Genomic DNA, 26,621 nt, shown 5'->3' with positions numbered 1-26,621 from the left:
CAAACAGTAACGCCGATTACATAAGGTACCGCCTCTTACCGTTTAGGCAGCGGTAGGAGGTTTTTATTTTCGATGTACCAATAACGTCGTTAATTTTGGGTAGTTATTATGAAATAGTTAATCAATGTACCAAAAACGATACTTGTTCGCCTATTCATAAAATAGAGACGCCCCAAAACGAAAGTTAATTACGCATTTAGTAATAGAGACGCACAGTCGATCGAAGTTATTTCGTATATAGAAGTATAGGACAAATTTTCTGATTATATGCGCGAAATTAATTTCGTTTTATATGTAGTTAATAGAGCGCGAAAGTACCTAAAATTTCGAAATTAGTGTTGTCGGGTGTGTAATTCGCAATAAAAAATCGTAATTAGTAATAGAGGGTGCGCGAATCATAATTCATCGGGGTATATCATTATGAGCGCCCCAAAATCGGACAACGCTCCGCATTAAGTAGGTAAGGGAATAACGTCGGGTAACGCCTGGCGAATAATAATACAAATTAAAGGGAGAGATTGAGTTATGAAAACATTAGTTATTGGAGTAGATCATGAGGAATTCAAAGCGAATAGCTACAGAGGTGTAACTTTGCATAATGAATTAAAAGAGATCGCACGCATTAATACAGGTGACTTTTTAAGGGATTACGCGGGTATATTAGTTCTTACTACGTCATATGAGAAAGCTGATTTATACCGTTCCAGTTCTTTTGATGACTTTATAAATGAATCAGAGCGAGTTAAGGAATTAGTGGACGAAGTTACTAGAGAATTAATGGAAGGTCAGCGAGATGTAAAGTCCTTACCTACGACTGTAAATTAATAATAATCTAAACCGGACAAGCCCGACTATTCCACGATTAGAGGAGTCGGGCGCTCCGTTATATCTATTAATCTAACGAAAGGATGATCTTATGAGTGTTGTTATTGGAAATAAACCGCTACCGAACGATAAACCGGATTTATTAGTCGCTAAGAATTATGAAATGTATAATCTCGATTTAATGCGAAAAGTATTCCCGAGAATTATTCGTGAATTTAATGATATTTACAAGCGCGATCAACGTAAGCCGCAGATTCGAGATATCATACCGCTATATTTCTATTTACTTTCGTATGTAGACGGTAATCAGATGCGAAAGGACGGAACTGTTAGCGAACGTTTTGGCGCCAGTTTCCCCGCTAAAAGGAAGATTAACGACGATTTAGGTATCGCTGTCGATCGGATAAAACCGCTTGTTGATATACTCGGAACCAACGGATTGATACTGGAAACACGTGACGTATGGCAAGGGACAAACCGTTACAAATGGTACTTTGTTTCGTTTTGTCCTCGGGTTAGCGATGACGGTTTTATTGTGAATGAAAACGGTGAAAAGGTTGAGCCGGATTTATCGCTTTATAGCTGATACACGTATTAGAACGGTGTATCGGTAAACGTATTAGATACGTGTTAGGATAGACCGATTAGATACGTTAGTAAACATACCAATGTTAAATATACCAATTAGAAACATACCAACAAAAGATAGCGGCGGTATTTGCGTTAGAACAGATATACTCACTAACGTTCGTATATCCGGTAAGTCATTTTCTTCGAAAATAACTTACTACTATAAGGATACATTTTCGATAAGGTTTTTATATAAAAGAATAAAAGACAAAGGGAGAGACCGGCGTCGTAACACTTAGGAGGGAGCCGATGAATGTTAATACGAACGTAATCGAGAAGTTAGTTAAGCAGTTTTGGGACGAGCATTACACGCGGAAAGTAGACGGTGTTAAAATCGGGCAGGAGGAACGAATTAAGCTAGTTAACGAGTTTCTTAGAGATCACTTAGGCGTCGATGAATATTCTGCTTTAGCAACGAATTATAACGACTATAGCGCTGTAAAAATAAAGCATCCTGCGCTCCGTAAAAAGAATTATTATCGTAGTTACCTAGTATTCGATGTGCTTACCGATTTTATTTTGGCTGCTGATCAAGTCGCGGAGCGCTTTAATCAGTATCCTATCGATAACGCTGATAAACAATGGAGAGACGAGCAGGAAAGAGAAGAAACACAACGGTCGATCGTATTCGATGAGGATATCGTCGAAGATGAGTATAAGCTACCGTCGTATTCAGTATTTGAACACGATTTCAACGAATATAACTCGGTAGAAACAATATTATTCGGGGACGGTACAGCGAGTAAGATCGAGGAATTAACGGCGTTAATATTGGAGGTAAAGTCTGACGTAGAGCATTACGTAAAAAAGTATGCGAATAGTGAAAAGAACTGGAACGATAAAGAGATAGATAAAAAAAGAACGCCTGATAACGTGAGAAAAGCGATTATAAATCTCGATATAACTCGAATAATAAGTTGCGAGGAATGTAGCGGCGCTTTCTACGCTCACGATCGGCGTCAGAAAATTTGCAATATACAACCGTATAAAAATAATAAATCAAATTGCCAAAATAAGCAAAAAAGAAAAAGAGAGAATAATAAATATAAGGAGAGAAAAATAAAGGAAATACAGGATTTAGAGCAGAAAAAACACCATATATTAATAGACGGTAGATAGTGCGCGACGCGCGGGCGCATTATCAACAGACTAGGCGATAGCTGGCGGAGCGGTCGCTTAGTTTTATTTTTCGGTAAATGTTTACAAAATAAACATGAATAGGAGGAGGGACATTGCGAATTAATAGTAACGATATAAAGATATTACGCGCGTTAATGGGTATTAGTTTAGAAACCTTTGCAAGCCGATTAGGGGTTAGCAAAATGTTAATATCGTATATTGAGAACGGCGAACGTTCATTAACTGACGCCCAGGAACGAAAAATAAGGGAGGTATTTAATTTGACTAACGAGGACGTAATGAAGTTAAAATGTTACGGTGATTTAACGCGGTTGTATTCAGATGAATACCGCCCGCGAGTATAATTTTTTTTAGACTGGTAACAAAATTATATATTTACCCAAATATATAATACTACCCAACATAGAGGTGTGTCAATATGGAAAAAGATAGCGACAAAAAGGTATGTCGTGAGTGTGGATTAGAAAAAGTAATAACAGGTAATCGTACTATATGTGCTGAATGTAGACGCCGGCTAGAGTGGTACAACGGAACGCGTTTTAAAGACCGCTTTCGAATGAATCGTAAAAGAGCCGAGAGATTCGAAGTCGAGGATGATTTAACATACGACGAATTTGTCGAGATATTACATGATTATGTATGTCCATATTGTGGAGAAGATACAGCAGGGAAAAGCAGTATTGACCATGTATTACCGTTAGCATTAGGTTACGGAAATAATCGAGGTAACATCGTTAATTGCTGCACTGGATGTAATACAAGCAAAGGAAACGACGACTTATACTCCTTTTATTTACGATCGGACAAGTTTACTGAGAAGTTATATGAAATATTTTTGCGCAAATACGCTGCGTTAAATTTTGGCGACGATAGTAAGCAGAACGTTGAACGAATGAGACGCGCGCTAATGCAGTTACATGAATATATGAGAGAAATCAAAAACCGAGATACGGAACAAGCTAAGGCGGTGAATTTGCAATGAATAACGAGTTATGAAGAATAAGCTCCGATTATTTATTCGCGTATACGGAAAATCGAGAGGTTATGCGTAAAATAAAGCGCAGCTACAAAGATTTCGAAGTAGTGGCGGAATATTTTATAAAGGGGAAATTAATTGGTAAACAATATCGAGTACCTAGTGCTAGGAAACGGAGCGCTCGTCATTTACTAAAAGTAGACGTAAGTTAATAAGTGTACGCTTTATGTATATTTTATACGTTTTAACGTGTCTTATAGATAGCTAGACTAATAGCATTACTTAACAAAAATATACCGTTTATATTTACGAGAAATGTTAAAAGCGTACCATATATGCTTAAAAAATCAGAGGGGAATGTATTGGAGTGGGACGGAAAAATAGAAAGCAAATTTTAGAGACGAGTCAAACTCGAAAAGAGCCGGAAACGGCTTATTTTGATTGGTATACTCCGTTTATGAAACGGTTGATCGAAAATGAGTTTCCGCATTTAAAACGACCAAAATACAAACCGCCGTACAGTATGAAGTACCGAGAAAGAGGTGGTAATAATAGATCGAGTACAAGTGGTCATAAGTACCAAAATAATAAACCGCCACTCAACGGAGATATTCGCATGGGCTATCGACAAAGAGACGGGAGAAGTGTTGAAAAAGGTAGCCAGGATAACCGGGAGCAAGGATATAGACGACGTAATCGATCAAATGGTTAACGAGGTAAAACGATGACCGATCGAAGTAATATTACCTTTATCGATATTACGATAGCAAAAGTAGACAATGGCGCTAGTTATGGGGTAGGCGCGGAGTTATATAGATTGTTACCGGATGATAAAAAAGAAGTTTATAAGGCTGCGAGCCTATTTATAAACGAGCCGGAAATTAGATCGACTTCTGTTGCCATTCAGTATGTTATACCGCAGTTATTAAATGAAGTTACTGATAGCGAGTTAGTTATAGTCTACTCAAATTTACCACAATTCGAATATAAGCGCTTTACCTTAAAACCGAGATTTAATATTTTAGCGCAAAACAAAGGAATGAATATAAAACTTGTACGTCGACCGAGGTTATTATGGATTAATCAAAACATAATGCTACTGGCAAATGACGCACTTTCTAGGCGTTCGTCAGTTATAGCGCAAGTATAAAATAGGAGGGATTTATTAATGAAACAATTAGAACAATTTAGACAAGCGGCGGAAAAGATCAGTACAAGAATTAACGAGTTAGAGCAGGAAAAACAAGCTAAATTAAAGGAAGTTTCAGAGAATCAAAGATTAATAGCGGACTTACGAGTTACCCAGGCGATGGACGAAGATAGAGCAGATGAAATCGAAAAGGAAATCGCTAAATTAAAACGTCCAATTGAAAAGATCGAGCAAACGATTAATGATATCAACGAGCGTATTCAAGCGTTAGAAACGGCTCGCGGTAAGAAATTAGAAGAAATACGAGACGACGCTTATAAGGCGATGCAAAAGGAATTGAATAATCGGCAACAAGAAATTAACGCTAAATTTGCAGATTTAAAAGAATTACGAGCGCTAATAGTCGGTAAGTTGCTCGAAATTGCTAAGACAAAACAGGAGTATACATCATTAGTCCACGAATTTAAATACCTATCAAATATGGTAGACGGAACTTTTTCGTCTGATAGCATATTAAAGCTAACATTACCGGAGCCGCGTTCGTTCTATTCGAATAACGACGGGAATCATAAACCGATTTTACCGCTAGAAAGCGAATGTTATCAGGCATATATGGGAATCGCGCCTGATTGGTTTGTTGAATGGCAGTTATCGGGAGAAATAGTATCGAGTGCGGAGGTGCGTAATCGAGCAGCGAAAAGAGGGAGTAAATAATGAGCGATCGTAAGCCAATAGATACATTAAAGGACGCTTATAAAGAGATACACTCGAGATACGACGTACTAATTAAGCAACCTAAGTTACGTGAGGATTTAAACGAGGTAACGTTAAAGAATCCTAGATTATTACTATCGGAAGGATTCTCACAATTAAACGATATGAAAAAAGGCGAAGGCGCGGAATAAACCGCGTCTTTTATATTGGAGGAGTCGGAATGAGTAACGAATACAAATTTATCGAAGATTTTAGCGGACTTTTAGCAAAGGTATTAACAACGGCGGCGCAGTTAGAGAAAGACGATAATTTAAATGATGAACAACGTATCGACTTACTAACGACTATGGCATCGGATGAAATTTACGAAATGATTAAGGGCTTACAAGAAAGTGAGGAATCGAAGTAATGGCAGATGTAGGAGATATTCGAGCGCGAATAACGTTAAATACCCGTGAGTTTCAAACGTCAATTGATCGGGTTAGACGTGAAACGCAACAAGCAGGACGTGACGCACAAAACACGCAAAGATCGTTCCAGGGACTAGAATCTGCGTTAAGTGCGATTGGAGGTACAGTAGCTTTTGCCGGATTAATTACAGCTATGAAAGCGACTGTACAGGAAGCAAGTAATATGGAGCGATCTCTACAAGGGTTAGTCCAGGTTAGTAATGCGTTAGGGCAGAGCGTAGACCAAACGACTGCACTCGCTAAGAAGTTTGTAGACGAAGGTTTAATGACAATGACAGACGCAGCTAACGCGGTTAAAGGCTCGTTACAGATGGGATTAGACTTGAAACAAACTGAGCAGTTATTAAGAGCGCTCGGAGATAGCGCAGCATATGGACGCGCTCAACATTTATCACTTAGTGCTGCAATCGAACAAGGGGTACAAGCCCTTAGATTACAGTCGTCGGAATTACTTGATAACGTTGGTATTTCTAAGAACATTGGCGCTATGGTATTAGAGTATAGTCGTAGCGTAGGTAAGTCGTCCGAGGCATTAAGTGAGGCAGAAAAAAACCAGGCAATTTTTAACGCGGTACTTAAAGAAACTGAAATTTATAGCGGTGCAGCGCAAAAGAGCCTAGAGGGATATGATGGAGCGCTAGGTAAATTTAATAACGCATTAGCACAAAGTCGCGCCGAGATCGGTGAAGCGTTCCTTCCGATACTAACGGAAACATTAGAGAAAATAACGCCTATCATCATCGACCTAGCGAAATGGGCGGGAGAAAACGAAAGGTTAGTGTTAACTATTGGCGGCGTAGCAGTCGGATTAACAGGGTTAATTTCAGTTATAACAACAGCTACTTTTGCAGTTAATACAATAAGAGCCGCAACAGTAGGATTAACCGCTGCCGCCGGTCCAGCAGGATTATTACTGACATTAGGCTCGTTAGCAGCGTCTTTTATCTATATGAAAACAACGGCTGACGAATCGACAACGGCGCTAGGTGCGAATGAACAAAAGGCCCGAGAACTTGCAGGCGAGTACGATAAGCTTAGAACGTCGTTAAATAACGAAAACATCACAACTGAGGAATCAACTAAAGCTAAAACTCGAATGGCTGAGATAATGAATCAAATTGCAGCTATCGCTCCAAATGTAGTCGACAGTTACAATAGCCAAACGTTAGCGCTATCGAGTATGACGCAAGCGTTAGAAATAAATACGCAAGCCAAAATACGTAACGCAGCAGCGGTGACAGGTAGCACAGTAGACCCAAGTAAAGCGAATAAAATACCTAACCCGAATGATCCGCAAATACCATTAACGGATAAACAAATGGACGGTTTACGTAGGCATATTACTAATATCGAAGAAGAAAAGGCGTTAAAAGAGGAAATTAACGGTCTGCGTAATAATTTGCCTAAATATACACCACCTAAAACCGTAATACCTTCGTTACCTAAAGTTACAAGTAGTGGACGTGGCTCGTCGCGATCAATTGGTACAACCATACGAAAATCCGCCGAGGATATCGCCCGTGAGCAATTCCAATCTAGTTTACGATGGATTCAGTACAAGAAGAACTTAAATCAACTTGCGGTTGACGATGAAATATTAGCATACGAACGCCTACTAGATCGCTATTCAAAATATAACGATATCCGTATGGATATGGAAGAACAGGTATACCGTGCTAAGTCGATTAAAACGCAAGAGTCTTTTGAACACTCGGCGGAATGGATAGCGAAAGAAGAACAACGCATGAAGTTAAACGGTAAGACCGAGGAAGAAATAACGCAGATGAAATTAGATGCATGGCAACGTGTCCGTAATAGATACGAGTCTGATACTGAGTACTTTAAACGAGCAGATCAGGAGTTATATAACGCTAAGATCGCGTTAATGCAGCAGTTAGAACAGGCGCAAAGAGAGTACGAAAGTAACTTCAAGGAATACCAACGTAAACTAGTTGATAGTGTACGAGATAGCGAGCGAGACGAATTAGAGTCGATTCGCAAACGTAAAGACGCTGAAATCGAGTCTATCCGTGATACAGAACGAGCCGAGTTAGATTCGTTAGATCGTAGACGCCAGGAGATAAACGACTTTTATGATAATCAACTAGACGTAATTGACGAGCAAGAACGAGCCGAGGAAAAGGCGGAAATCATCACCGAGTTAGAGAAATACAAATACGCAACGTCTAAAGACGGTATCGAAAAATATAAGGAATTGCAAGAACAGCTACAAGATATAGAACGTAGAGAGCAGCGCGATCACTTGCAAGATCAGAAGGACGCGGAGTTACGCCAGTTAGACGAGCGAGAACGCAATATCGAAGATCATTACGACAGTCGAGAACGAGAAGTAAGTAGCCATTACGATAATGTTTATAGCGAAACGCAGGAACATTACTCGAATTTAATTAATGCAGTCGATAGCTATACCGGTAATGTCGAAGGACTAGAGCAATTACTAGCTAATAGTCGAGTAGAACTGAATCGATCGGCAAATGACGCCATTCTCGATCAGATGGAGAATTTTGTAGACGACTATAATCGAACAATATCGGAAATGAAAGGTACATCGACTAGCGCTAGCAGCAGTGGTTCACGCAGTAGCGGCAGTAGCAATGGTAGTAACTCAAACTCTAACGTACCTAGCGGTTGGGCCATGCATAACGACGGTGGTATACACAAAACGGTAGACGGACATAGTTATGGCGTTGATAAGGATGGATATGTCTATAAAAACGGAGTTTTTGTTCCTGCGAAAAACTATCAATATATACCGGATGAAGTTATTAACGCAGCTAAGGATAGAAAAGCCGGGAAGTATCATACTGGTCGTGATGGCGTAACAGGGTTAAACTTTGCAAACTCAGATCGGTTATTGCCTAACGAAATAGCTGCAATTTTACAAGATCGTGAATACGTATTTCAACCGAGCCAGTTAGACTCATTATTATCGGCAGCTAATGGAGGACAGACGGTTAATAACTATAATTATAATGCGCCATTAGTGGAACATAATGGAGACGTTAAACTCGAAGATGATATCGATGTTAAGACTTATTGGAATGAACGTGATTTATTGGCCCAACGCTTACGAGCTGGTGGCGAACGAATTTAATATTTTATATTTCACTGTAAATTTAACGGCGTCCTTCATAACGAGGGGCGCTGTTTTTTTTTTTACTTAAATTACGTTTGCAAACTTCGACTACTTTCGACTATAATAAAACCGTACAGGTAACGAGTTAATCCGTTATAGACTGTTAGCGAAAACTGATTTAGCGGGCGATTGAACGTTGATTTAACGGGGATTTATCGAATGATTTATCGATGGATAACCGATACAAACTTCAAAACCGCTTGTGACCTGCGTGCCAGGTTAGGTGAGTTCGATTCTCACACAGTCCCGCCAAAAATGGAATTCACTAACTACATAATGTAAATAAACCATCCTCTACAATAATTTTATTGTGGGGGTTTTATTTTGAGAAGATTAGGTAGAGTTACTAACCTCCCACGAAAACAACTCCGGCAGATACTAGTCTAACTTTGGAAGAAATGTTTGATGTTTATCGCTTTTAAACATTCTGAAAGACTACAACAAAGGCACCTGTGAGAATGTAATAAAAATAGAGAAGAAATATACAATGACCTTCTAAAACGATAATTAATATCTTGATTTTTATCGACATTTGATGAACCCTTTTATTTCAAATCATCTCATAGTTAAAACAATTTATTTTTATACAAAAATGAGCTACTCAAATATATTGAAAGTATAGTTAGACATTATAAAAATTATTTTGGCTACAGTGAACTAGACAGAAAAATTAAGATCAAGTAGACTACAGATACTATGATTAAGAAGAATCTTCAATAGAGTATTATATTCTACTAAGAAAAGGGGCGAGTATAAGTGAAAATTTTACGAATAAATATGACGGAATTATCTTATAAGTATGAAGAAATCCCAAAAGAACAATTACTTTTAGGTGGTAGAGCTATGACATCTTCCATCATAGCGAAAGAAGTTCCACCAAACGCCCATCCATTAGGGCCAAATAACAAGTTGGTTCTATCTAATGGTATACTAACCGGTTCTATGGCATCAAGTGCTGAGCGTAGTTCATTAGGTGGAAAAAGTCCATTAACTGGTGGGATTAAAGAGAGTAATGCCGGTGGTACTGCGGGATTATATATGGGTAAATTAGGACTTCGAGCTATAATTTTTGAAGGGAAATATGATGAATTCCAAACGATTCATATTAGTGAAAAAGGTGTTAAATTTGAAAATGCTGCTGATATCGTTGGGAAAAAGATTAGTGAATCCTCTGATATCCTTTATGAGAAGTATGGAAAGAAAGACGTTAGCTTTTATCTAATCGGGGTATCCGGTGAAATGAAAATGTTAACTGCCGCTGTAACAAATCCAGATAAGGATAACAATCCTACTCGTTTCTATGGTCGAGGTGGCTTAGGTGCTGTAGCCGGTTCAAAAGGTATTAAAGCTGTTGTTTTTGATGCAAAAGGGGCGGAAAAAAACAGACCAATGGATCGTCAACGCTATAATAAAGTTAATAAAGAATATATCATGGCATTACGGGAAACGCCTGGAACAGGACAAACCTTCCCAGAATTAGGTACAGCGGCACTTGTAAAAACGACTAATGCACTTGGCGCATTACCTACACGTAACTTCTCGGAGGGCAGCTTTGAAAAGCATGAAAATATAAGTGGCGAAACAATGCGAGAAACAATTTTAGAGCGTGGTGGTGAAGGAAGTACTACACATGCCTGTATGCCGGGATGTATGATCCGTTGCTCTAATATTTATGCAGATAAAGATGGAAAAATGGTAACATCCCCAATAGAATATGAAAATATCGGACTATTAGGCTCTAACCTTGGTATTGGTGATTTAGACCAAATCGTAAAATTAAACTTATTATGTAATGAGTTTGGAATTGATACCATTGAAACCGGTGGTGCTCTTGGGGTAGCGATGCAAGCTGGTGTTTTAGAGTTTGGGGATTTCGAAGGTGCTTATAACCTTCTTCTAGAACTTGGAAAAGGTAGCCCTGCTGGTCGAATTATCGGGAGTGGTGCAACCACGGTTGGTAAAATTTACGGAGTCACTCATATCCCGGCGGTCAAAGGACAGACAATGGCTGCCTATGATCCACGTGCTATTAAAGGATTAGGTGTAACCTATGCAACTAGCCCAATGGGTGCTGACCATACTGCAGGACAAACAATTCGAACGCAAGTAGATCATAAGAAAAGAGAAGGCCAAGTAGAATCTTCTAAAAATGCACAGGTTAACAATATGATTTATGACATGATGGGTATTTGCTATTTCGCAGCTTCTGCAGTAGCTGGAAAATTCGAGATGTTAGCGGAGCTTTCTTCTTCTTATTTAGGAGTTGAATTTACAGCTGAAGAAATCGTTCAATTAGCGAAGGATACCCTTCAAAAAGAACTTGAATTTAACAGAGCTTGTGGATTCTCACCAGCAGATGATCGATTACCGGAACATTTCTATGTGGAAGAAAATAAAGCGAGTAAAACGGTATTCGACTTAACCGATGATGAGCTTGATTCCATTGGGGTAGCAAGCCTTGAGAAGGTCCGTGTCTAAATCAATGGAAGTAAAAGTTACTTCAAACATTTTTGGGAAAACGGACCTAAGTGGTAATTATCAGACAGCAGCAAAAACGTTAGAACAATTTTTGCAAGAAATAAATGTAAAGTGGAATCATGAAGCTTTAATCGCTGTAAACGAAGAAATAGTTGATGCAAATTATTCCCTTCTTGATGGAGACCATATCCTTCTTCTTACCCCTATTTATGGTGGTTAATAATTTAAAGCGAATAGTCATCTCAGACTGTAGAAAAACTCTAGAAATCGAGTTTTCTACAGTCTTATTTAATTTTTCGAGTGGATAGGCTAATATCCACTCCCTCTTTCGGTATTTTCTGATCTTCCTTCGAACGATCACTAATGTCCACTTGTGTACAGCAAGTTGCTTATTGATGTAAATTGGATCGAATCATGTTCCTGCTTATAAATTATTTTGAATGGATAAAGTGGTTTCTATTTCCAAGTAAGGAATATCGTTCTTTTTTAAAATTGGCACAACAGGGTAGATATCACGTTGAACAGAATGATAAATTGAACATTTGTAGTCTAATGAAGATAACAAATTACCAGTGTGACAGTTTAGAAAGTTTTCTTCTAAAACCCTGTCATCACATTTATTGTAAAATTGCAGGGCCAATTTTGCTGAATCTGATAATTGGAATTCTATTTCAGATAAACTTAGTAAATGGTGAACAAAATGTCCAGCTCCAATCAAATTCTTCATTGAAAAAAGCCCATGGTTGCCAGAGCAGACTAGGAGAATCGATTGCCCGTTATATGCCCGTAGCAGATTTTGTGCAACAAATTTCCCATTTAGCAAACTTGAAGCATATACAATTTGTGCGTCTAATGATTTTTTCAAAGCGAAGGTTCCATTTGTTGTTGATAGAATAACGGTTTTCCTGTGTACATTCAATTCAATCAATTCTAATGGACAAGGATACTTGAAAGAATTAAGTGAGTAGCCATTTACTTCACCAGCTAAAATGCAGGAATCTTTTGATAAATTTAGTGATTTTTTACCTTAAAGGGCCGCATCCCCATTTAGAACAGGGATGACCTTTTTAGCTCCATGCTGCAGAAGGGGAGTAATCGTCGTCGTAGCTAGCAGAACATCAAATACGATGACACTACAATTTTTTAGTTTAGTTGGATCAATAAACTCTTTTTGCATTAATAAATGGATTTTTGGCATTCGGAATCCTTTCTTACCTTTTATTTGCATAAATCGTATCATGCGACAATGTCATTATATTATGGATGCCTTCATTCAAATTATTAAAACGATCATCTGCTAGGTGTCCTTCCTTCCATCTAAGAATAGGTGCCAGAAGCCTAGTAGAGTAAAGCGTTAGTGTGCCGGGGGTCTGGCACCTTTTTTCCCCTATTGACGAATCCCGATTAAAACTTAGGTAGTGCACAATAAACGGCTATTGTTAATCAAATAGAATTTTGGGTAATTTAATTCAAATTTACCTTTTACATGTTCTTTTTTTATTGGTTATTATGGTAGACTTCGTTACTTAAAAAGAACTACTTGAAAAAGGTGCTATCCGATAGGTCTCAAAATAAAGCAGGTGGAGAAAAATCATTGATTTTCCTCCACCTGCTTTTGTTTTGAAGAATTTATTTTTGAAAGTAACTTGCGGAGGCTTGCTACTTCAAGATGTGGTGGGCTATAGCCACAATTTCGAACTCCATATGCCCCTTGTCTAGGCTCAGTAGTGAAAATCTGCAGATTTCCCGTGATGTGACACTTTCACGTTCTACCTTGACCTTCCTCCAAGCGTAGAACGTGGCCCTCTCTTCACATCGGTATATTTTTTAAGCTTGCTTATTATCCAACTGTTTTTTTGATATTAAAAAAACTCTTTTTTGTTTATTTCCTTTTTAGTTTTTATTTTAACTCACTTATTCTTTTGGATTAATTTAATTATTTTGCTATACAAGCACCTAGCTAATTATTTTAATAACTGAAAGATTTTAAAAAATTTAGAATATAGAGTTGACTCTAAAAAGAATTAGGTTGTATAATCAATGTAACGATAATGAGTACGATGTACCGATAAATGGTACATACGATACTTTATTATATCATGAAAAGTGGAGGTGTACTTTTGATGAAACGTCACTGTAGTTGATGTTAACTATTAATAGAGCATTATTTTTTTCTTTATTTATTAACATGCAATTGCTGAAAAAAATGACAAGGAGAGTGGAAAAAATATGACAACAAAGGTAGCCCCTCATTGGGAGATCATGGAGCAATCAGACCCAGAGTTATATCAAAAGTTGGGTGAATTGCGCAGTTATTTAACGAATAATGAAATAATCCCTAGAAAATACAAGGAACTTATGAATCTTTCTATGTTTTGTATACTAAGAAATGTTTCTGGAATAAATACACATGCAGGTCTAGCGCTAAATCATGGAGCAACTAAAGAAGAGGTATTTATGACAATAGCCCAAACTATAACGATTGGCGGAATCCCGGCATATAAAGAGGGGATTATGGCTACTAAAGAATTATTAGAAAAAGAGGTGGAGTAAATTGAGTCAAATAAAGCTAGACATTTATGATGAAAAGTTTCTAAATATATTTGATCCTAATGAACAAATAGAGGTTATTGAATCTGGATTTGATTTTATTGAAGGTCCGGTATGGCATCCTAAAGAGGAGCATTTAACATTTAGCGATATTCCAGCTAGTAAAATTTATCGGTGGTCTTCAAAGAAGGGATTAACTGTTTTAGTAGATCCGACTAATAAGGCAAATGGGAACTATTATGATTTAGAGGGACGGTTAGTTACATGTGAACATTCAACTAGCCTTGTAAGTCGCAGGAATGTAGACGGTACAAATCGGGAAGTCCTCGTTTCAAAATACAATGGTAAAGAATTAAATTGCCCTAATGATATTGTGGTAAAAAGTGATGGAAGTATTTATTTTACTGATCCTCAATTTGCAAGAACTGGACCAAATGCGGCAAAGGTTGGTATTCCTAGAGAAAAGGAATTGGATTTTCAAGGCGTATACCGGTTTGATCCTAAATCGGGTGAGTTAACCTTGTTAGTTTCCGATTTTGAAAATCCCAACGGCCTATGTTTCTCTTTAGATGAGAGATTACTTTATATTAATGATACACCTCGTATGCATATTAGAGTATTTGATGTTTTGGATGACGGAACAATAGCGAATGGAAGAGTATGGGCAGAAACTACGGGCGAGGAACCAGGAAGGCCAGATGGCATGAAAGTAGATAGTTTGGGGAATGTGTATTGTACTGGTCCGGGTGGTGTTCATGTATTTGATAAAGATGCAAACTGCCTTGGAGTATTAAAAACTCCTGAAAAGACAGCTAATTTTACTTGGGGTGGTTCTGATTTTTGTAGCCTATTTTTAGCTTCAGGTACTACACTATACCGTACTCAAGTGAAGATTCCCGGCATGAAACATAAGATTATGTAACTTTGATTAATCCTATCATTTTATAAAAATGTATTAATTTATCGTCTTTTAAAGAAAAAATAAAAACTTGTTTAGTAATCAGAGTAGCACTATTATAAGATAGTTTGTAATTTTCCCGAGAGATCTATAGGTCTGTCATATATTAGTTTTCAAATAGAAATATTAAACGGATCTCATAACAGGCAACGTTTTGGTGCCATATGATTTAAGAATTATTGACTAAAGTGTTTTAAAACTATTGACTATAAAGAGAAACTATTACTAATATAGATGTAGTATTATATCGGAATGGCGTTCCTTTTAATGGTACATCTTGGTTTTTCTTTTCAAAATTAGTAGTAAAAAAATAGAATAAGCTGAAATGGCACACTATTATGTAAGCGTTATTTTCCATAATAAATGAGATTTAAATTACTTTATAGACAGGAGTTTTTGGGTTGAATCCAATTAAAAGTAAATTAAAGCAAGGACAACCTGTAATTGGAAATTTCTTATTATTGCCTTCGCCTGATATTGCGGAAATACTTGCTTTGTCAGGGTTGGATTTTGTAGTTGTTGACATGGAACATAGTCCTACGAATTTTGAGGGCGCTCAACATATCTTTCGAGCAATTAAAAGTGGAGGATCGACACCATTCATAAGGGTAAATACTATTGATCAATCGTCTATTGAGAGAGCTTTAGATATTGGTGCATATGGTATTCATATTCCTCAAGTCAGCACAGTAGAGGAAGTACAAAATGTTGTAAATTGGATTAAATATTATCCTCAAGGTAGCAGAGGTGTGTCGTATAACGTACGATCTGGTTTGTATGGATTAAAAACAATGGAGGAGCAAGTAAAGTTTGCTAATGAAGAAATACTGATTGCAATTAGCATTGAAAATTTGGAAGCTGTTCATAATTTAGAAGATATATTAACAGTTAAAGATGTGGATATAATTAATGTAGCTCCACACGATCTGTCACAATCAATGGGTTTCCCAGGACAGGTAAATCACCCCAAAGTACAAGAAATGATTAATTACATTAATAAAACCTCATTAGAGGCAGGTTTTAATATTGGTGGATATGCCAAAGACAGTAAGCAATTAGCCTCTCTGTTGGAACAAGGTGTGAAATATATCAAATTACCAACAAGCACACAATTAATCTCAAACATGTTTAAGAGTTTAGTAGACGATATTAGATCTGTCTTATAACAATTTGATAAAAAACTAACTAAATTTGTTACTGGGTACTAAAATTAACGAAGGAGAGTGTTTAAATGAAAAAGTTAATATTTTTATTAGTGTTTATTTTAATAGCTGCTGGTTGTAGCAATACTCAGAATCAGAATGTATCAAACAATACTGAGAATCAAGAGGAATCAAATAAAACAGAGGAACAGAACTTTCCTACAAAGCCAATTGAATTAGTAGTGCCATACTCAGCTGGTGGTGCTACAGACCAAATAGCAAGAGCAATAGAAAAGTCCATGAGTAAATATTTGCCAAACAAACAAATTATCGTTATCAAGAATACTCCAGGCGGTGCAAGTGTTACTGGTACTGCTTCAGTTGCAAATGCAGAACCTGATGGATACACCCTCGGATTGATTGCGCCTGGGGCAATATCGATTCAACCGCATTTTGGAAATGCTCCGTATTCACACGAAGACTTTGAAGGAGTTATTAGAATAGCACAAAATCCTGTTTTATTTGCAGTTGGTAAGGATACACCTTGGCAAACCTTTGATGAATGGGTTCAGTACGTAAAAGAAAATCCGGGTAAGTTTGCATTTGGTTCTGGGGGAATTGGAAATACACCTCAGGTTGCTATGGAAAAGTTTTTAATTGCTAATGAATTTGAAGCCAAATATATTCCATTTGATGGGTCAAGTGACGCCCATGCTGCACTATTAAGCGGTACACTAGAGGGTGAGGTATCATCACCTCAGCAGTTTAAGGGGCAAGAGGAAGATTTACGAATACTTGCTAACTTAGGTTCTATAAAACATGATTTTTATAAAGAAATCCCTACATTAAAAGAATTAGGTTATGGGCAATCAACAGATGTATATTTTGGCATTGTAGCGCCAAAAGGCACTCCTAAAGAAATTATTGCTATACTCCATGATGCATTTAAGCAATCTTTAGACGATCCAGAAGTAATTGAAATTATTGAAAAAAATGGAGTAACTGTTGATTATGCTGGTTCAGAAGACTTCAAAAACCAGATTTCAACGGAGTATGAAGATTACGGTGAAACACTAAAAAGACTTGGTTTGATTAATTGATAAATACCACTCTTAAATGGTTGTCATTCCCATAATTCAAGATTCTGGGAATACAAAGTACAGATCGGGTATTCCTGTGAGGTCAGAGAAGTGTGGGAAAAGAGACCAAGCTCTCATTGATGGATTGAATAAACCTTAATTGAAATATGAGGTTAGGCTTATAAGACTTACCAGATGATAGGGTAATAGAAACCGCTATCATCTGGTATACCATTAAAGAATACAACTTTATAGAGACAAAAAAAGTAGAAGTAAAAGGAAGTGTTAGATTGAGCAATACGAAAGAAATTGTTAATTATATAAGTAGCGGGAGTTATTTAGAATTAGATCGAGATACAATTGAACAAGCAAAACTTTGTTTCTTAGATTGGATTGGAGTAACTGTTACAGGCAGTCATGAAGAACCGACTATAAAATTAAGGAAGTTAGTAGAACAGTTTGGGGGCAACAAACAATGTACTATTATTGGTACAAGTGATAAAACCTCTGCACCTTGGAGTGCACTACTTAACGGTACTTCCTCTCATGTTCTAGATTTTGACGACATTCATGCCGTATATCCGGGACACTATACTGCTCCTATAATTCCCTCTATTTTTGCATTATGTGAATTATACAATCTGAGTGGTCTGCAGTTTATTCGTTCATTTGTTGTCGGTGCCCAGGTAATGGGGGCCATCGAAGCATCAGTTATGCCGGATCACTATAAAAAGGGATGGCATAATACAGGGACTATTGGCCACTTTGGTTCAACAGCGGCTTCTAGTGTTCTATTAGGATTGGATAATGAGCAAATAAGTCATGCTTTAGGAATAGCTGCTTCTCAAGTTTCGAGCATCCATGCTAGTTTTGGAAGTATGACAAAATCATTACATGCAGGGAAAGCGGCAATGAACGGGCTTTTATCTGGTATGTTAGCTAAAGAAAATTTTACAGGAAGTGAGTCTGTCTTTGAGCAAAACTTTTTAGAGCTGATTAGTACAAGTGTAAATTATGATGAAATTAGCAAAAATTTATACCGAACTCCTGTCATACACGACTTAAGAATTAAGCAATTCCCATGCGGAACCGCTACACATCCTACAATAATTAATGCTATAAAAATAAGAAACCTGCACAAGGTTGATCCAAGTTCAATTAAAACTGTAACATTAATCGTTTATCCTCGAGCTTTTCAATGTGCTGCGATAGAAAAACCAAATTCAGGTCTAGAGGGGAAGTTTAGCCTGCATTATTGTTTTGCAAGAGCATTAATATATGGAAAAGTTGGACTAGAAGCATTTACTGATGATGCTGTGAATGATGAGAGGGTATTAAACTTATTACCAAAAGTGAAATTAATTTCAGAACCAAAATATGCAGATACCCGCAGTTCAACTATAATAATAGAACGAAGTAACGGGAGCCAAATAACTGAAACTGCAACCCCTTTCGATGAAAATAATAATTTAAGTAGAATTAAAAAAAATGTAATATCGAAGTTTAAAGATATAATGGAAAGCTACATGGATCAAAGGTATATAGATAAATTCATTGACATCATTATGCAACTAGAAAAAGTTAGTGATATGAATATAATAGCGAACGAATTACTAAATGCGATTAATAGAAAATAGTTATTATCGGAGGCCATATGGAAAAGAAAGAAAAATCAATGGTAGGAGTAATACCTAAAACATTTGCCATATTAAGGGCATTTGTTGAGGAGAAATCTGAATGGGGTGTACGTGACCTAGCTAAATATTTGGGATTGACGGTTACTACTTTGCATAGGTTGGTTCTTCAATTAAAAGAGGAAGGCGTGTTAGAGCACAACCCAGTGACTAATAAATATATAATCGGAACAGAAATGATAAGAATCAGCTCAGTTATTGCTTCTGAAAATCAAATATCTAAAGTTACTAGGAAGTATATGGAAAAAATATCTGGAGAATTTAACGAGTCTGTCTACTTGATATTGTATGACAACTTAAAAAAAAGAATAACATTCGTTGATAAAGTAAATGGAACTAATCCTCTGCAATATGTTATTAATTTAGGTGAATCACTGAGTTTGCCCTATGCTGCAGGTGGCAAATGCATCCTTGCTTACCTATCAATAGGTGATGTTAATCTAATTTTAAATGAAGAGGGTTTCTCGCAAGTAGAGAAAGATAAAATACTAAGTGAACTCGAGCTTATAAGGGAGAATGGGTATTCAACTTCAGAAGGTGAGCGAGTTAAAGGGGTAATGGGGGTAGCCTCGCCTTTCTTAGATCACTCCAAGCAACCAATTGGAGCATTAGCATGTGTCATACCAAATACCCGTGTTAATCAAGCCCTTATTGAGGCGGTAAAAAACGAAATTAGAGATGCTTCTTCTGAGATATCTGATATTCTAGGTTATAAACCAGATTATGATTAACCTAAGTTAACTGACGGAGGAGCTTTAAACAGATACAATCGGGAGGTTTAATATGGAAGGGAAATATGTTTCATACACTACAATGATCTTTCTTATATTCATTGGAGTCTTTTATTATATCGGTGCTGACCAGTTTTCATTAGAAAGGGACTCTAGCACATTGGGGCCTGATTATTTTCCTAAACTGCTGTCCATTTTATTAGTAATATTTTGTGTTATTAATCTTTTTAAAATTAGAAAGGAAAGTAAAAGTAAATTCGAATTAAATAATTTAAAAATGATAGTTTTAACCATTGCAACCATTTGTTTGTATATCACATCCTGGTCCTTGTTGGGTCTGTTTTATATCAATACCTTCTTGTTCTTATTATTACTATTATCTCTATATCAATTTAAGCAGAAAGTTAAGTATAAATATTTAAAAAATGCGGTAATTTCATTATCATTTACTCTTTTTATCTATTTACTTTTTGATTTAATATTGGCATTAAACTTATAACTAAGGTAGGTATCCTAAAATGGGAATAATAGAAAGTAGTTTGTCAGAATTATTAAGTTTTACAAGTATAGGTGTTATATTATTAGGGTCATTAGTTGGGTTGCTAATTGGAGCATTACCCGGCCTTGGAGCAACAATTGCTGTAGTTTTGTTATTGCCTATAACGTATACAATGTCGCCAGTAGCTGCTATTTTGCTTCTTCTATCAGCGTTTCAGGCTGCCGAGTATGGGGGCTCAATCTCTTCAATTGTATTGGGAATTCCTGGAACTCCTGCAGCCGCTGCAACTGTATTAGATGGGAATGCCTTAGCGAAAAAGAATTCTCCTGGTAAGGCGTTAGCTTATTCTTTGGTCGCTTCTACGATTGGAGGACTTATCGGTGGTTTGGCGCTACTGACCTTATCGGGCACGTTTTCAAGACTAGCTTTAGCTATATCAGTCCCAGAATACTTTCTAATAGGAATCTTGGGTTTAGTTGCTGTTGCTAGTTTAAGTTCGAAAGATAAGATGAGAAGTTCAATCTCAGTTATTTTAGGGTTGATGGCTGGGACGGTTGGAATGGATATGTTTACTGCAACTTCTAGATATACTTTTGGCCATACGGAATTAATCGAAGGTCTAAGCATTATTATGTTATTGGTTGGGATGTTTGCTTTTTCTGAAGTATTTTCGATGGTAAGCAATGACTTAAACAAAAAGTATTCCAGTAATACTAAAGGTCTTCATACGAAAATTACTATTAGTGAAATTAAGAGTGTGGGCAAACCTATTGGAATAGGCTCGGTAATTGGGTCAATTGTAGGAATTTTTCCAGGGCTAGGTACTGCAGCTTCCTCTTGGTTTTCCTATTCATTAGCAAAAAAATGGTCGAAAAATCCAGAAGATTTTGGAAATGGGAATCCGGAAGGTATTGCAGCACCGGAAGCGGCTAACAACGCAACAGTAGGTGGAGCGATGGTACCCCTCTTAACATTGGGGATTCCTGGGTCACCTGGTATGGCTATAATAATGGGGGCATTTATTATCCATGGTATACAACCGGGACCTAAATTTTTTGCTGATCAAGGTCATTTAGCTTATGCGATTATTATTGGATTTATATTTACGTCCATAGCAATGTATTTTATGGGAAGGTTAGTTACACCATTATTTTCAAGAGTATTAACCATACCTACCACTATCCTTGTGCCAGGTGTTGTTATTCTATCAATATTAGGACTATATGCCTCTACTCAGTCTTTCTTTAATTTATGGTTAGCCCTATTTATTGGAATCATAAGTTTTATCTTAAATAAATTAAAATTTTCAATGCCAAGTTTTATTCTAGCATTTGTTCTTTGTCCAATAATAGAAACTAACTTACGTAGAACATTAATCCTCTCAGAAGGAAGCTACGGGATTTTTTTTCAAAGATTTAGTTCTATCATAATAATGATTTTTATATTTGCGTTAATTCTATTTCCTATTTTTAGTAAATTTGTTAAAGATTTTAAGAAAAAAAATAAAAATAAATTGGAGTATCCAACTACTTAATTAAACGTGTTTTTTATGATGATATGAAAGATAAGGGATTTATACTAGAAAATAAGAATGGCACCTTGAATAATATTTTGCCTCGATTTGAGTATGTGTCAATTTTATCATCCTTATAAATAGAGGCACCTATATAACTTGAATTATGGAAAGAAGGATAAACAGTGAGAAAAAAACTATTCATAAATGGTAAATGGGTGGAATCTCAAAAGTATGTAGATTTGTATTCCCCTTATTCACAAGAAAAAATTGCAGAAATACCGCAAGCATCAGAGGATCAAGTAGATGCCGCAATAGATGCTGCATACAATGCACGTGATAACATGGCCCGATTAACAGCGTATCAAAGAGCTGAGATTCTAGAGAAACTAGTTAACTTGTTAAAAGAAAATAGATTAAAAGTTGGTCATATTATTGCTTTAGAGTCAGCAAAGCCGATAAAATTCGCATTAGGAGAAGTAGATAGAACGATTGAGACTTATAAATTTGCTGCAGAAGAGGCGAAGCGTATACAAGGTGAAATGATTCCTTTAGATGCTGCAAAAAATGGTGCGAATAGATTAGGTTATACGCTTAGAGAGCCGATAGGTGTTGTTGCTGCCATTACCCCATTTAATTTTCCGATGAATCTAGTATCTCATAAGGTTGGTCCTGCTATTGCAGCAGGAAATACAATTGTGTTAAAACCAGCCTCTCAAACTCCTTTATCGGCTCTTTTCCTTTCTGAACTCTTAGAAGAAGCTGGGATACCAGAGGGTGCATTTAATGTTGTGACTGGGAGTGGCCGATTAGTTGGGGATAAACTTGTAAATAGTGATAAGGTCAGTATGGTAACATTCACTGGTAGCCCTGAAGTTGGATTAGGAATCAGAAATAAGGCTGGTTTTAAGAAGGTTGCCTTAGAACTAGGATCTAACGCTGGACTTATTATAGATGAAGGGGTTGATTTAGATAAAATTATTCCCAAATGCGTCGTAGGCGCTTTTTCTAATCAAGGGCAAGTGTGTATCTCTCTTCAAAGAATATTTATCCATGATAGTTTATTGGATTCATTTATCTCTAAGTTTAAAGAGGCTACTGAAAAGCTTGTAATAGGTGACCCTCTAGATGAAAAAACAGATATTTCAACTCTAATTTCTCCAAACGATTTGGATCGAGCAAAAAATTGGATTGATGAGGCTGTAGAAGAAGGGGCGACCATTGTTACTGGTGGGAAAATTAAGAGCAATATATTACTACCGACAATCATTTTAGACGCTAACTCAAGATCTAAAGTGTCTTGCCAAGAAGTCTTTGCACCAATAGTTACAATTAATCCAATTAATAATGTTGCGGAAGGCATTGAGCGAATAAATGATTCAAAGTATGGTCTACAAGCAGGGATCTTCACGAGAGATATTAATACAGCAATAATGGCATCTAAGCGTCTTGAAGTTGGGGGAGTTATGATTAATGATATTCCGACATATAGAGTTGACCAAATGCCTTACGGTGGTGTAAAAGAAAGCGGAAATGCACGTGAGGGTTTAAAATATACTATTGAGGAAATGACAGAAATGAAACTTGTGGTTTGGAATTATGAATAATAAAAGTTTTGACTTAACCTTATTCTATAAAACCAAACAGCACCAATATCAAGGACGAAGAAAGGGCTAAGGAATCTTATGTGAAGAGTTGGGAACCATTTGGGAACAAAAATTCCAAAAAAGTACCTAAAAACACCAAACTAAGACAAACTGAAATCATACAAAACCTTATTAAATCAACTTCCAAACAAAACCGAATAAGGTAAAGAGCTAATTAACCAATTCCTAAATCGTGCGTCGGAGATTCGATTCCTCCCGGCCGCTTGAAAATTGAGTAAAAGAAAGGTCATTCTGTTCAGCATCTCTTATCAACGTTGGAATGTTATTTGCAGTTTCAACGAGTCGGAGAGTCTTCATGATCTCCTGTAAATGCTTAATCTCGCTTATTAGAACTCTCCTTCCAATATCATGGTATAAGAATCTATTTTTCTTTTATGGGTTTCAGTTTCCAAGATAGCCTGTTCAGCGGTTCAATTGGTTTCACATTTTCCTTATCTGTTCCATGTTTTTGTCGTTGTCGTTTTACATATACAACGATATCGCTAAAATCTATTACACTAAACAATTTTCGTTTCATATGTAATTGGCACATTAAAAGTTGTAGGTTCTATAGATTTAAGTCAGGCAGCCGGTGGAGTTTCAGCGGTATTTGGATAAGAAAGCAACTTTTCTTAATTGGAAGGTTGCTTTTTTTTGTGTGTGGGGAAATTAAATGACTGAAACATGGAAGTTAGTTGATCAATATTATTGTATTTATCTGAGGGTAGAGCAATTTGGAATACAATCCAGAGGTATCATAGTAAACGTGAGTGGGTTGAAAGGGCTAAATACTATTTACCTAATGGTAAGTTAAAGGGCAAGCAATATAAGTTACCTAATGATCGTAAATTAGCTAAAAGATTATGTAAATAATAAAATTGATACATAAATGCACTATATAAATAGTTTAAAGTGCAGTTGCATTGCATTCATATTAGATACTAAAATTTATTAGTGAAATAAGAAGGGATTAAAGATTGATACATAAATACACCTATTAAACTAATAACTTAAATATGTTTTATAATTTATGCTAAATCTCCTGCATAAAAAGAACTAAAATGTTATAAGTTGGTTATATAATAGTCAAGGAGTTGGGGATATGGAGGAGTTTGTTCAGCAGATTAAGTCATTATCAAATAGGTTTGAAAGAGTTATAACAAATATTAAAACTGAAGAAGCTACTAAAACTAGTTTAATAATGCCTTTAATACAGGCTTTGGGATATGATGTATTTAATCCCCTTGAAGTAATTCCAGAGTTTGTAGCTGATGTTGGAATAAAAAAGGGTGAAAAAATTGATTATGCAATAATGCAAGGTGAAGAACCGATTATTTTGATTGAAGCTAAGAGTGTTAGCGAAAAATTGGATAAACATGATTCTCAGCTATTTAGATATTTTGGAACGACAAAAGCTAAATTTGCAATTCTTACAAACGGAATTGAATATAAATTTTTTACAGACTTAGATGAACAAAATAAGATGGATACAAAGCCTTTCTTTATATTTAACATTCTTGAATTAAGAGATAACAAGATTCAGGAGTTGGCAAAATTCAGAAAAAATGATTTTGATGTTGAAAATGTGTTAAATACTGCATCAGAGTTAAAATATACTAGTGAAATTAAGAAGTTTTTAGAGAATCAATGGAATGAACCAACAGACGAATTTATTAAATTCATCTTAAATGATGTTTATAGTGGAATTAAAACTCAAAAAGTGATTGATAATTTTAGAGAAATAGTGAAAAATTCATTAAATCAGTTTGTGAATGAACGTGTCAATGATAAGTTACAAAAAGCACTTAATTCAACTAATACAAATGATGAAATTCAACCAAATCAAGAGGCTGCTGCTACTATAGATACTGAAGAGAAAATTGAAGTAGCAGAAGAATCAGAGATAATAACCACCGAAGAAGAAATTGAAGGTTATGTTTTAGTTAAATTAATGTTAAAAGGTCATGTTGAATCAGAAAGAGTATATTATCGAGATAATAAATCGTACTTTAATGTACTTTTAGACGATAGTATTCGTAAATGGATTTGTAGACTTGGATTAAATAGTCCAAGTAGTAAATATATTCAGCTAAACGACAAAAATAAGACAACTTATAGGATTGAAAATATAAATGAAATACAAAAGTATGAATCAGAGATAATTACAGTTGCAAAACAATTCATAAATTAGAAATAACTTCGATTCTTCAAGTTTTTATATACATTAAGGCAGTCATCCGTTAGCACATTATAAATAGTGTGTTAGTGAATGACTGCCTTTTTTGTTTAGTGTGTATAAGATTTGAAATAGTATTTTCTCCAAATAAATAAAATTGCAAATGTACTTAATAAATATATTAGGATTGGATGGAGTATCAAATAACTTATTGCTACAAATGGTGTCAATAGGACTCGAACTAGTAATTTTAATAATTCATTATCAGCAAGCGACCTCTAGTACATTGTTCGTCTCATCCACTGCATAAATTTTATCAATTGACCACAGACCTAAATCTTCTTGAACGATTACTTTTTTTGACTCCCAATAGTGTTTTTATATTTTATGTACACGTTTATTGTAATTTTACTTCCACAGCAAACCGTTTCCTTCCCCTTTTCATAGCATGTTGATTTTTCCTTAATTTGAGTTCCTCTCTACCACATTAATTCCTTGTACTAGGATTGCTTAAAATGGGCATTTCACTGTTTAATAGTTTTTTATTTATTTTTACAACAATTTATAAAACAAAGGTTGATCAAATGATTTGTTTTTTCAATCTCTATAATTGTTCAAAAAAAGTCAAAATTTTAGTAGAAAACCTTCCCCTTTTTTCTGCAATGATACCTATTTATAGTATGAAGGGAAATTTTATACGAAGAAAGGGCTGTGATGAGGGTGGCAAAGTATAGAATTGTGCATACTGATTTTTGGAAAAGTCCGATGGTTTTAGAAGAAATGACGCCGGAGGATAAATATTTTTACCTTTATTTGCTTACAAATCCACATACGACTCAAAGTGGAATTTATCGAATTACGATAAAACAAATGGCATTTGATTTGGGCTATTCGATTGAGAGTGTTCATTCATTAATGGTGCGATTCGAGGAACACCATATGTTGATCCGTTACAATCCTGAAACACGAGAACTCGCGATTAAAAATTGGGGGAAAGAGAACCTTCATAAAGGCGGGAAACCGGTTATGGATTGTATTTTTTCTGAATTGAAAGATGTCGAGGATATCACGCTTATTCAATATGTTTCGGAGT

The 26,621-nt window shown here is 36.1% G+C and carries 24 protein-coding genes and 2 pseudogenes; 25 read left to right on the top strand and 1 reads right to left on the bottom strand.

Going from position 1 to position 26,621, the window contains the following annotated elements; translation table 11 throughout:
* Positions 1-525: 525 nt before the first annotated feature.
* From C1724_RS11010 to C1724_RS10950, 14 genes are all read left to right on the top strand, one after another.
* Positions 526-825, top strand: a complete 300-nt coding sequence (locus C1724_RS11010) for a hypothetical protein (RefSeq protein WP_102346830.1) — start codon at positions 526-528, stop codon at positions 823-825.
* Between the two features lie 91 nt (positions 826-916).
* The gene (locus C1724_RS11005; RefSeq protein WP_102346829.1) at positions 917-1,411 is read left to right on the top strand and encodes a hypothetical protein; all 495 of its coding nucleotides are present in this window, start codon (positions 917-919) and stop codon (positions 1,409-1,411) included.
* Positions 1,412-1,704: 293 nt separating this feature from the next.
* The gene (locus tag C1724_RS11000; protein WP_102346828.1) at positions 1,705-2,574 is read left to right on the top strand and encodes a hypothetical protein; all 870 of its coding nucleotides are present in this window, start codon (positions 1,705-1,707) and stop codon (positions 2,572-2,574) included.
* Between the two features lie 113 nt (positions 2,575-2,687).
* Positions 2,688-2,939, top strand: a complete 252-nt coding sequence (locus tag C1724_RS10995; protein ID WP_102346827.1) for a helix-turn-helix transcriptional regulator — start codon at positions 2,688-2,690, stop codon at positions 2,937-2,939.
* A 74-nt stretch (positions 2,940-3,013) separates the two neighbouring features.
* Positions 3,014-3,577, top strand: coding sequence for an HNH endonuclease (locus C1724_RS10990; RefSeq protein ID WP_102346826.1), 564 nt, complete (start codon positions 3,014-3,016; stop codon positions 3,575-3,577).
* 62 nt (positions 3,578-3,639) lie between these two features.
* Positions 3,640-3,783, top strand: coding sequence for a hypothetical protein (locus C1724_RS25590; RefSeq protein WP_180994243.1), 144 nt, complete (start codon positions 3,640-3,642; stop codon positions 3,781-3,783).
* A 155-nt stretch (positions 3,784-3,938) separates the two neighbouring features.
* Positions 3,939-4,283, top strand: coding sequence for a hypothetical protein (locus tag C1724_RS10985; RefSeq protein WP_102346825.1), 345 nt, complete (start codon positions 3,939-3,941; stop codon positions 4,281-4,283).
* Between the two features lie 12 nt (positions 4,284-4,295).
* Positions 4,296-4,721 carry a hypothetical protein gene (locus C1724_RS10980; RefSeq protein ID WP_102346824.1) on the top strand — a complete coding sequence of 142 codons (426 nt, stop codon included), beginning with the start codon at positions 4,296-4,298 and terminating at the stop codon, positions 4,719-4,721.
* Positions 4,722-4,739: 18 nt separating this feature from the next.
* Positions 4,740-5,435: a hypothetical protein gene (locus C1724_RS10975; RefSeq protein WP_102346823.1), complete on the top strand. Its 696-nt coding sequence runs from the start codon at positions 4,740-4,742 to the stop codon at positions 5,433-5,435.
* Positions 5,435-5,626, top strand: coding sequence for a hypothetical protein (locus tag C1724_RS10970; RefSeq protein WP_102346822.1), 192 nt, complete (start codon positions 5,435-5,437; stop codon positions 5,624-5,626). The genes C1724_RS10975 and C1724_RS10970 overlap by 1 nt, the downstream gene beginning before the upstream one ends.
* A gap of 29 nt (positions 5,627-5,655) precedes the next feature.
* Positions 5,656-5,844 carry a hypothetical protein gene (locus tag C1724_RS10965; RefSeq protein WP_102346821.1) on the top strand — a complete coding sequence of 63 codons (189 nt, stop codon included), beginning with the start codon at positions 5,656-5,658 and terminating at the stop codon, positions 5,842-5,844.
* Positions 5,844-9,020 carry a hypothetical protein gene (locus tag C1724_RS10960; protein ID WP_102346820.1) on the top strand — a complete coding sequence of 1,059 codons (3,177 nt, stop codon included), beginning with the start codon at positions 5,844-5,846 and terminating at the stop codon, positions 9,018-9,020. The genes C1724_RS10965 and C1724_RS10960 overlap by 1 nt, the downstream gene beginning before the upstream one ends.
* Before the next feature lie 798 nt (positions 9,021-9,818).
* Positions 9,819-11,540, top strand: coding sequence for an aldehyde ferredoxin oxidoreductase C-terminal domain-containing protein (locus C1724_RS10955; protein WP_219723265.1), 1,722 nt, complete (start codon positions 9,819-9,821; stop codon positions 11,538-11,540).
* Positions 11,521-11,760, top strand: coding sequence for a MoaD/ThiS family protein (locus C1724_RS10950; RefSeq protein ID WP_142386546.1), 240 nt, complete (start codon positions 11,521-11,523; stop codon positions 11,758-11,760). The genes C1724_RS10955 and C1724_RS10950 overlap by 20 nt, the downstream gene beginning before the upstream one ends.
* A gap of 204 nt (positions 11,761-11,964) precedes the next feature.
* Here C1724_RS10950 and C1724_RS10945 read toward each other — a convergent pair.
* Positions 11,965-12,717: pseudogene (locus C1724_RS10945) on the bottom strand (2-phosphosulfolactate phosphatase).
* Positions 12,718-13,769: 1,052 nt separating this feature from the next.
* On the opposite strand from C1724_RS10945, the gene C1724_RS10935 reads away from it, so the two are divergent.
* From C1724_RS10935 to C1724_RS10880, 11 genes and pseudogenes are all read left to right on the top strand, one after another.
* Entirely contained in the window at positions 13,770-14,093 is a 324-nt protein-coding gene (locus C1724_RS10935; RefSeq protein WP_102346816.1) for a carboxymuconolactone decarboxylase family protein, read from the top strand.
* Position 14,094: 1 nt separating this feature from the next.
* Complete coding sequence (locus C1724_RS10930) at positions 14,095-15,012, top strand: SMP-30/gluconolactonase/LRE family protein (RefSeq protein WP_219723264.1); 918 nt, start codon at positions 14,095-14,097, stop codon at positions 15,010-15,012.
* Between the two features lie 437 nt (positions 15,013-15,449).
* Positions 15,450-16,214: an HpcH/HpaI aldolase family protein gene (locus C1724_RS10925; RefSeq protein ID WP_102346815.1), complete on the top strand. Its 765-nt coding sequence runs from the start codon at positions 15,450-15,452 to the stop codon at positions 16,212-16,214.
* Between the two features lie 65 nt (positions 16,215-16,279).
* Positions 16,280-17,290 carry a tripartite tricarboxylate transporter substrate-binding protein gene (locus C1724_RS10920; protein ID WP_102346814.1) on the top strand — a complete coding sequence of 337 codons (1,011 nt, stop codon included), beginning with the start codon at positions 16,280-16,282 and terminating at the stop codon, positions 17,288-17,290.
* A gap of 269 nt (positions 17,291-17,559) precedes the next feature.
* Complete coding sequence (locus C1724_RS10915) at positions 17,560-18,906, top strand: MmgE/PrpD family protein (RefSeq protein ID WP_180994241.1); 1,347 nt, start codon at positions 17,560-17,562, stop codon at positions 18,904-18,906.
* Positions 18,907-18,923: 17 nt separating this feature from the next.
* Positions 18,924-19,694 carry an IclR family transcriptional regulator gene (locus C1724_RS10910; RefSeq protein WP_102346812.1) on the top strand — a complete coding sequence of 257 codons (771 nt, stop codon included), beginning with the start codon at positions 18,924-18,926 and terminating at the stop codon, positions 19,692-19,694.
* Between the two features lie 52 nt (positions 19,695-19,746).
* Positions 19,747-20,193 carry a tripartite tricarboxylate transporter TctB family protein gene (locus C1724_RS26400; protein ID WP_102346811.1) on the top strand — a complete coding sequence of 149 codons (447 nt, stop codon included), beginning with the start codon at positions 19,747-19,749 and terminating at the stop codon, positions 20,191-20,193.
* 19 nt (positions 20,194-20,212) lie between these two features.
* Entirely contained in the window at positions 20,213-21,727 is a 1,515-nt protein-coding gene (locus tag C1724_RS10900) for a tripartite tricarboxylate transporter permease (protein ID WP_102346810.1), read from the top strand.
* A gap of 164 nt (positions 21,728-21,891) precedes the next feature.
* The gene (locus C1724_RS10895; protein ID WP_102346809.1) at positions 21,892-23,313 is read left to right on the top strand and encodes an aldehyde dehydrogenase family protein; all 1,422 of its coding nucleotides are present in this window, start codon (positions 21,892-21,894) and stop codon (positions 23,311-23,313) included.
* Positions 23,314-24,454: 1,141 nt separating this feature from the next.
* Positions 24,455-25,543, top strand: coding sequence for a type I restriction endonuclease (locus C1724_RS10890; protein WP_102346808.1), 1,089 nt, complete (start codon positions 24,455-24,457; stop codon positions 25,541-25,543).
* Between the two features lie 699 nt (positions 25,544-26,242).
* A pseudogene (locus C1724_RS10880) lies at positions 26,243-26,621 on the top strand (DNA replication protein DnaD); the annotation flags it as partial.

This window comes from Bacillus sp. Marseille-P3661 (assembly GCF_900240995.1).
GTDB lineage: Bacteria > Bacillota > Bacilli > Bacillales > Bacillaceae_J > OESV01.
Note: the sequence above shows the minus strand (reverse complement) of the source record. Positions and strands in the feature narration are given on the sequence as shown.

Excerpts from the sequence above, each read along its gene's own strand:
- C1724_RS11010 (WP_102346830.1), top strand. The coding sequence starts at position 526 with ATGAAAACATTAGTTATTGGAGTAGATCATGAGGAATTCAAAGCGAAT.
- C1724_RS11005 (WP_102346829.1), top strand. The coding sequence starts at position 917 with ATGAGTGTTGTTATTGGAAATAAACCGCTACCGAACGATAAACCGGAT.
- C1724_RS11000 (WP_102346828.1), top strand. The coding sequence starts at position 1,705 with ATGAATGTTAATACGAACGTAATCGAGAAGTTAGTTAAGCAGTTTTGG.
- C1724_RS10990 (WP_102346826.1), top strand. The coding sequence starts at position 3,014 with ATGGAAAAAGATAGCGACAAAAAGGTATGTCGTGAGTGTGGATTAGAA.
- C1724_RS25590 (WP_180994243.1), top strand. The coding sequence starts at position 3,640 with ATGCGTAAAATAAAGCGCAGCTACAAAGATTTCGAAGTAGTGGCGGAA.
- C1724_RS10980 (WP_102346824.1), top strand. The coding sequence starts at position 4,296 with ATGACCGATCGAAGTAATATTACCTTTATCGATATTACGATAGCAAAA.
- C1724_RS10975 (WP_102346823.1), top strand. The coding sequence starts at position 4,740 with ATGAAACAATTAGAACAATTTAGACAAGCGGCGGAAAAGATCAGTACA.
- C1724_RS10970 (WP_102346822.1), top strand. The coding sequence starts at position 5,435 with ATGAGCGATCGTAAGCCAATAGATACATTAAAGGACGCTTATAAAGAG.
- C1724_RS10965 (WP_102346821.1), top strand. The coding sequence starts at position 5,656 with ATGAGTAACGAATACAAATTTATCGAAGATTTTAGCGGACTTTTAGCA.
- C1724_RS10960 (WP_102346820.1), top strand. The coding sequence starts at position 5,844 with ATGGCAGATGTAGGAGATATTCGAGCGCGAATAACGTTAAATACCCGT.
- C1724_RS10935 (WP_102346816.1), top strand. The coding sequence starts at position 13,770 with ATGACAACAAAGGTAGCCCCTCATTGGGAGATCATGGAGCAATCAGAC.
- C1724_RS10920 (WP_102346814.1), top strand. The coding sequence starts at position 16,280 with ATGAAAAAGTTAATATTTTTATTAGTGTTTATTTTAATAGCTGCTGGT.
- C1724_RS10910 (WP_102346812.1), top strand. The coding sequence starts at position 18,924 with ATGGAAAAGAAAGAAAAATCAATGGTAGGAGTAATACCTAAAACATTT.
- C1724_RS26400 (WP_102346811.1), top strand. The coding sequence starts at position 19,747 with ATGGAAGGGAAATATGTTTCATACACTACAATGATCTTTCTTATATTC.
- C1724_RS10900 (WP_102346810.1), top strand. The coding sequence starts at position 20,213 with ATGGGAATAATAGAAAGTAGTTTGTCAGAATTATTAAGTTTTACAAGT.
- C1724_RS10890 (WP_102346808.1), top strand. The coding sequence starts at position 24,455 with ATGGAGGAGTTTGTTCAGCAGATTAAGTCATTATCAAATAGGTTTGAA.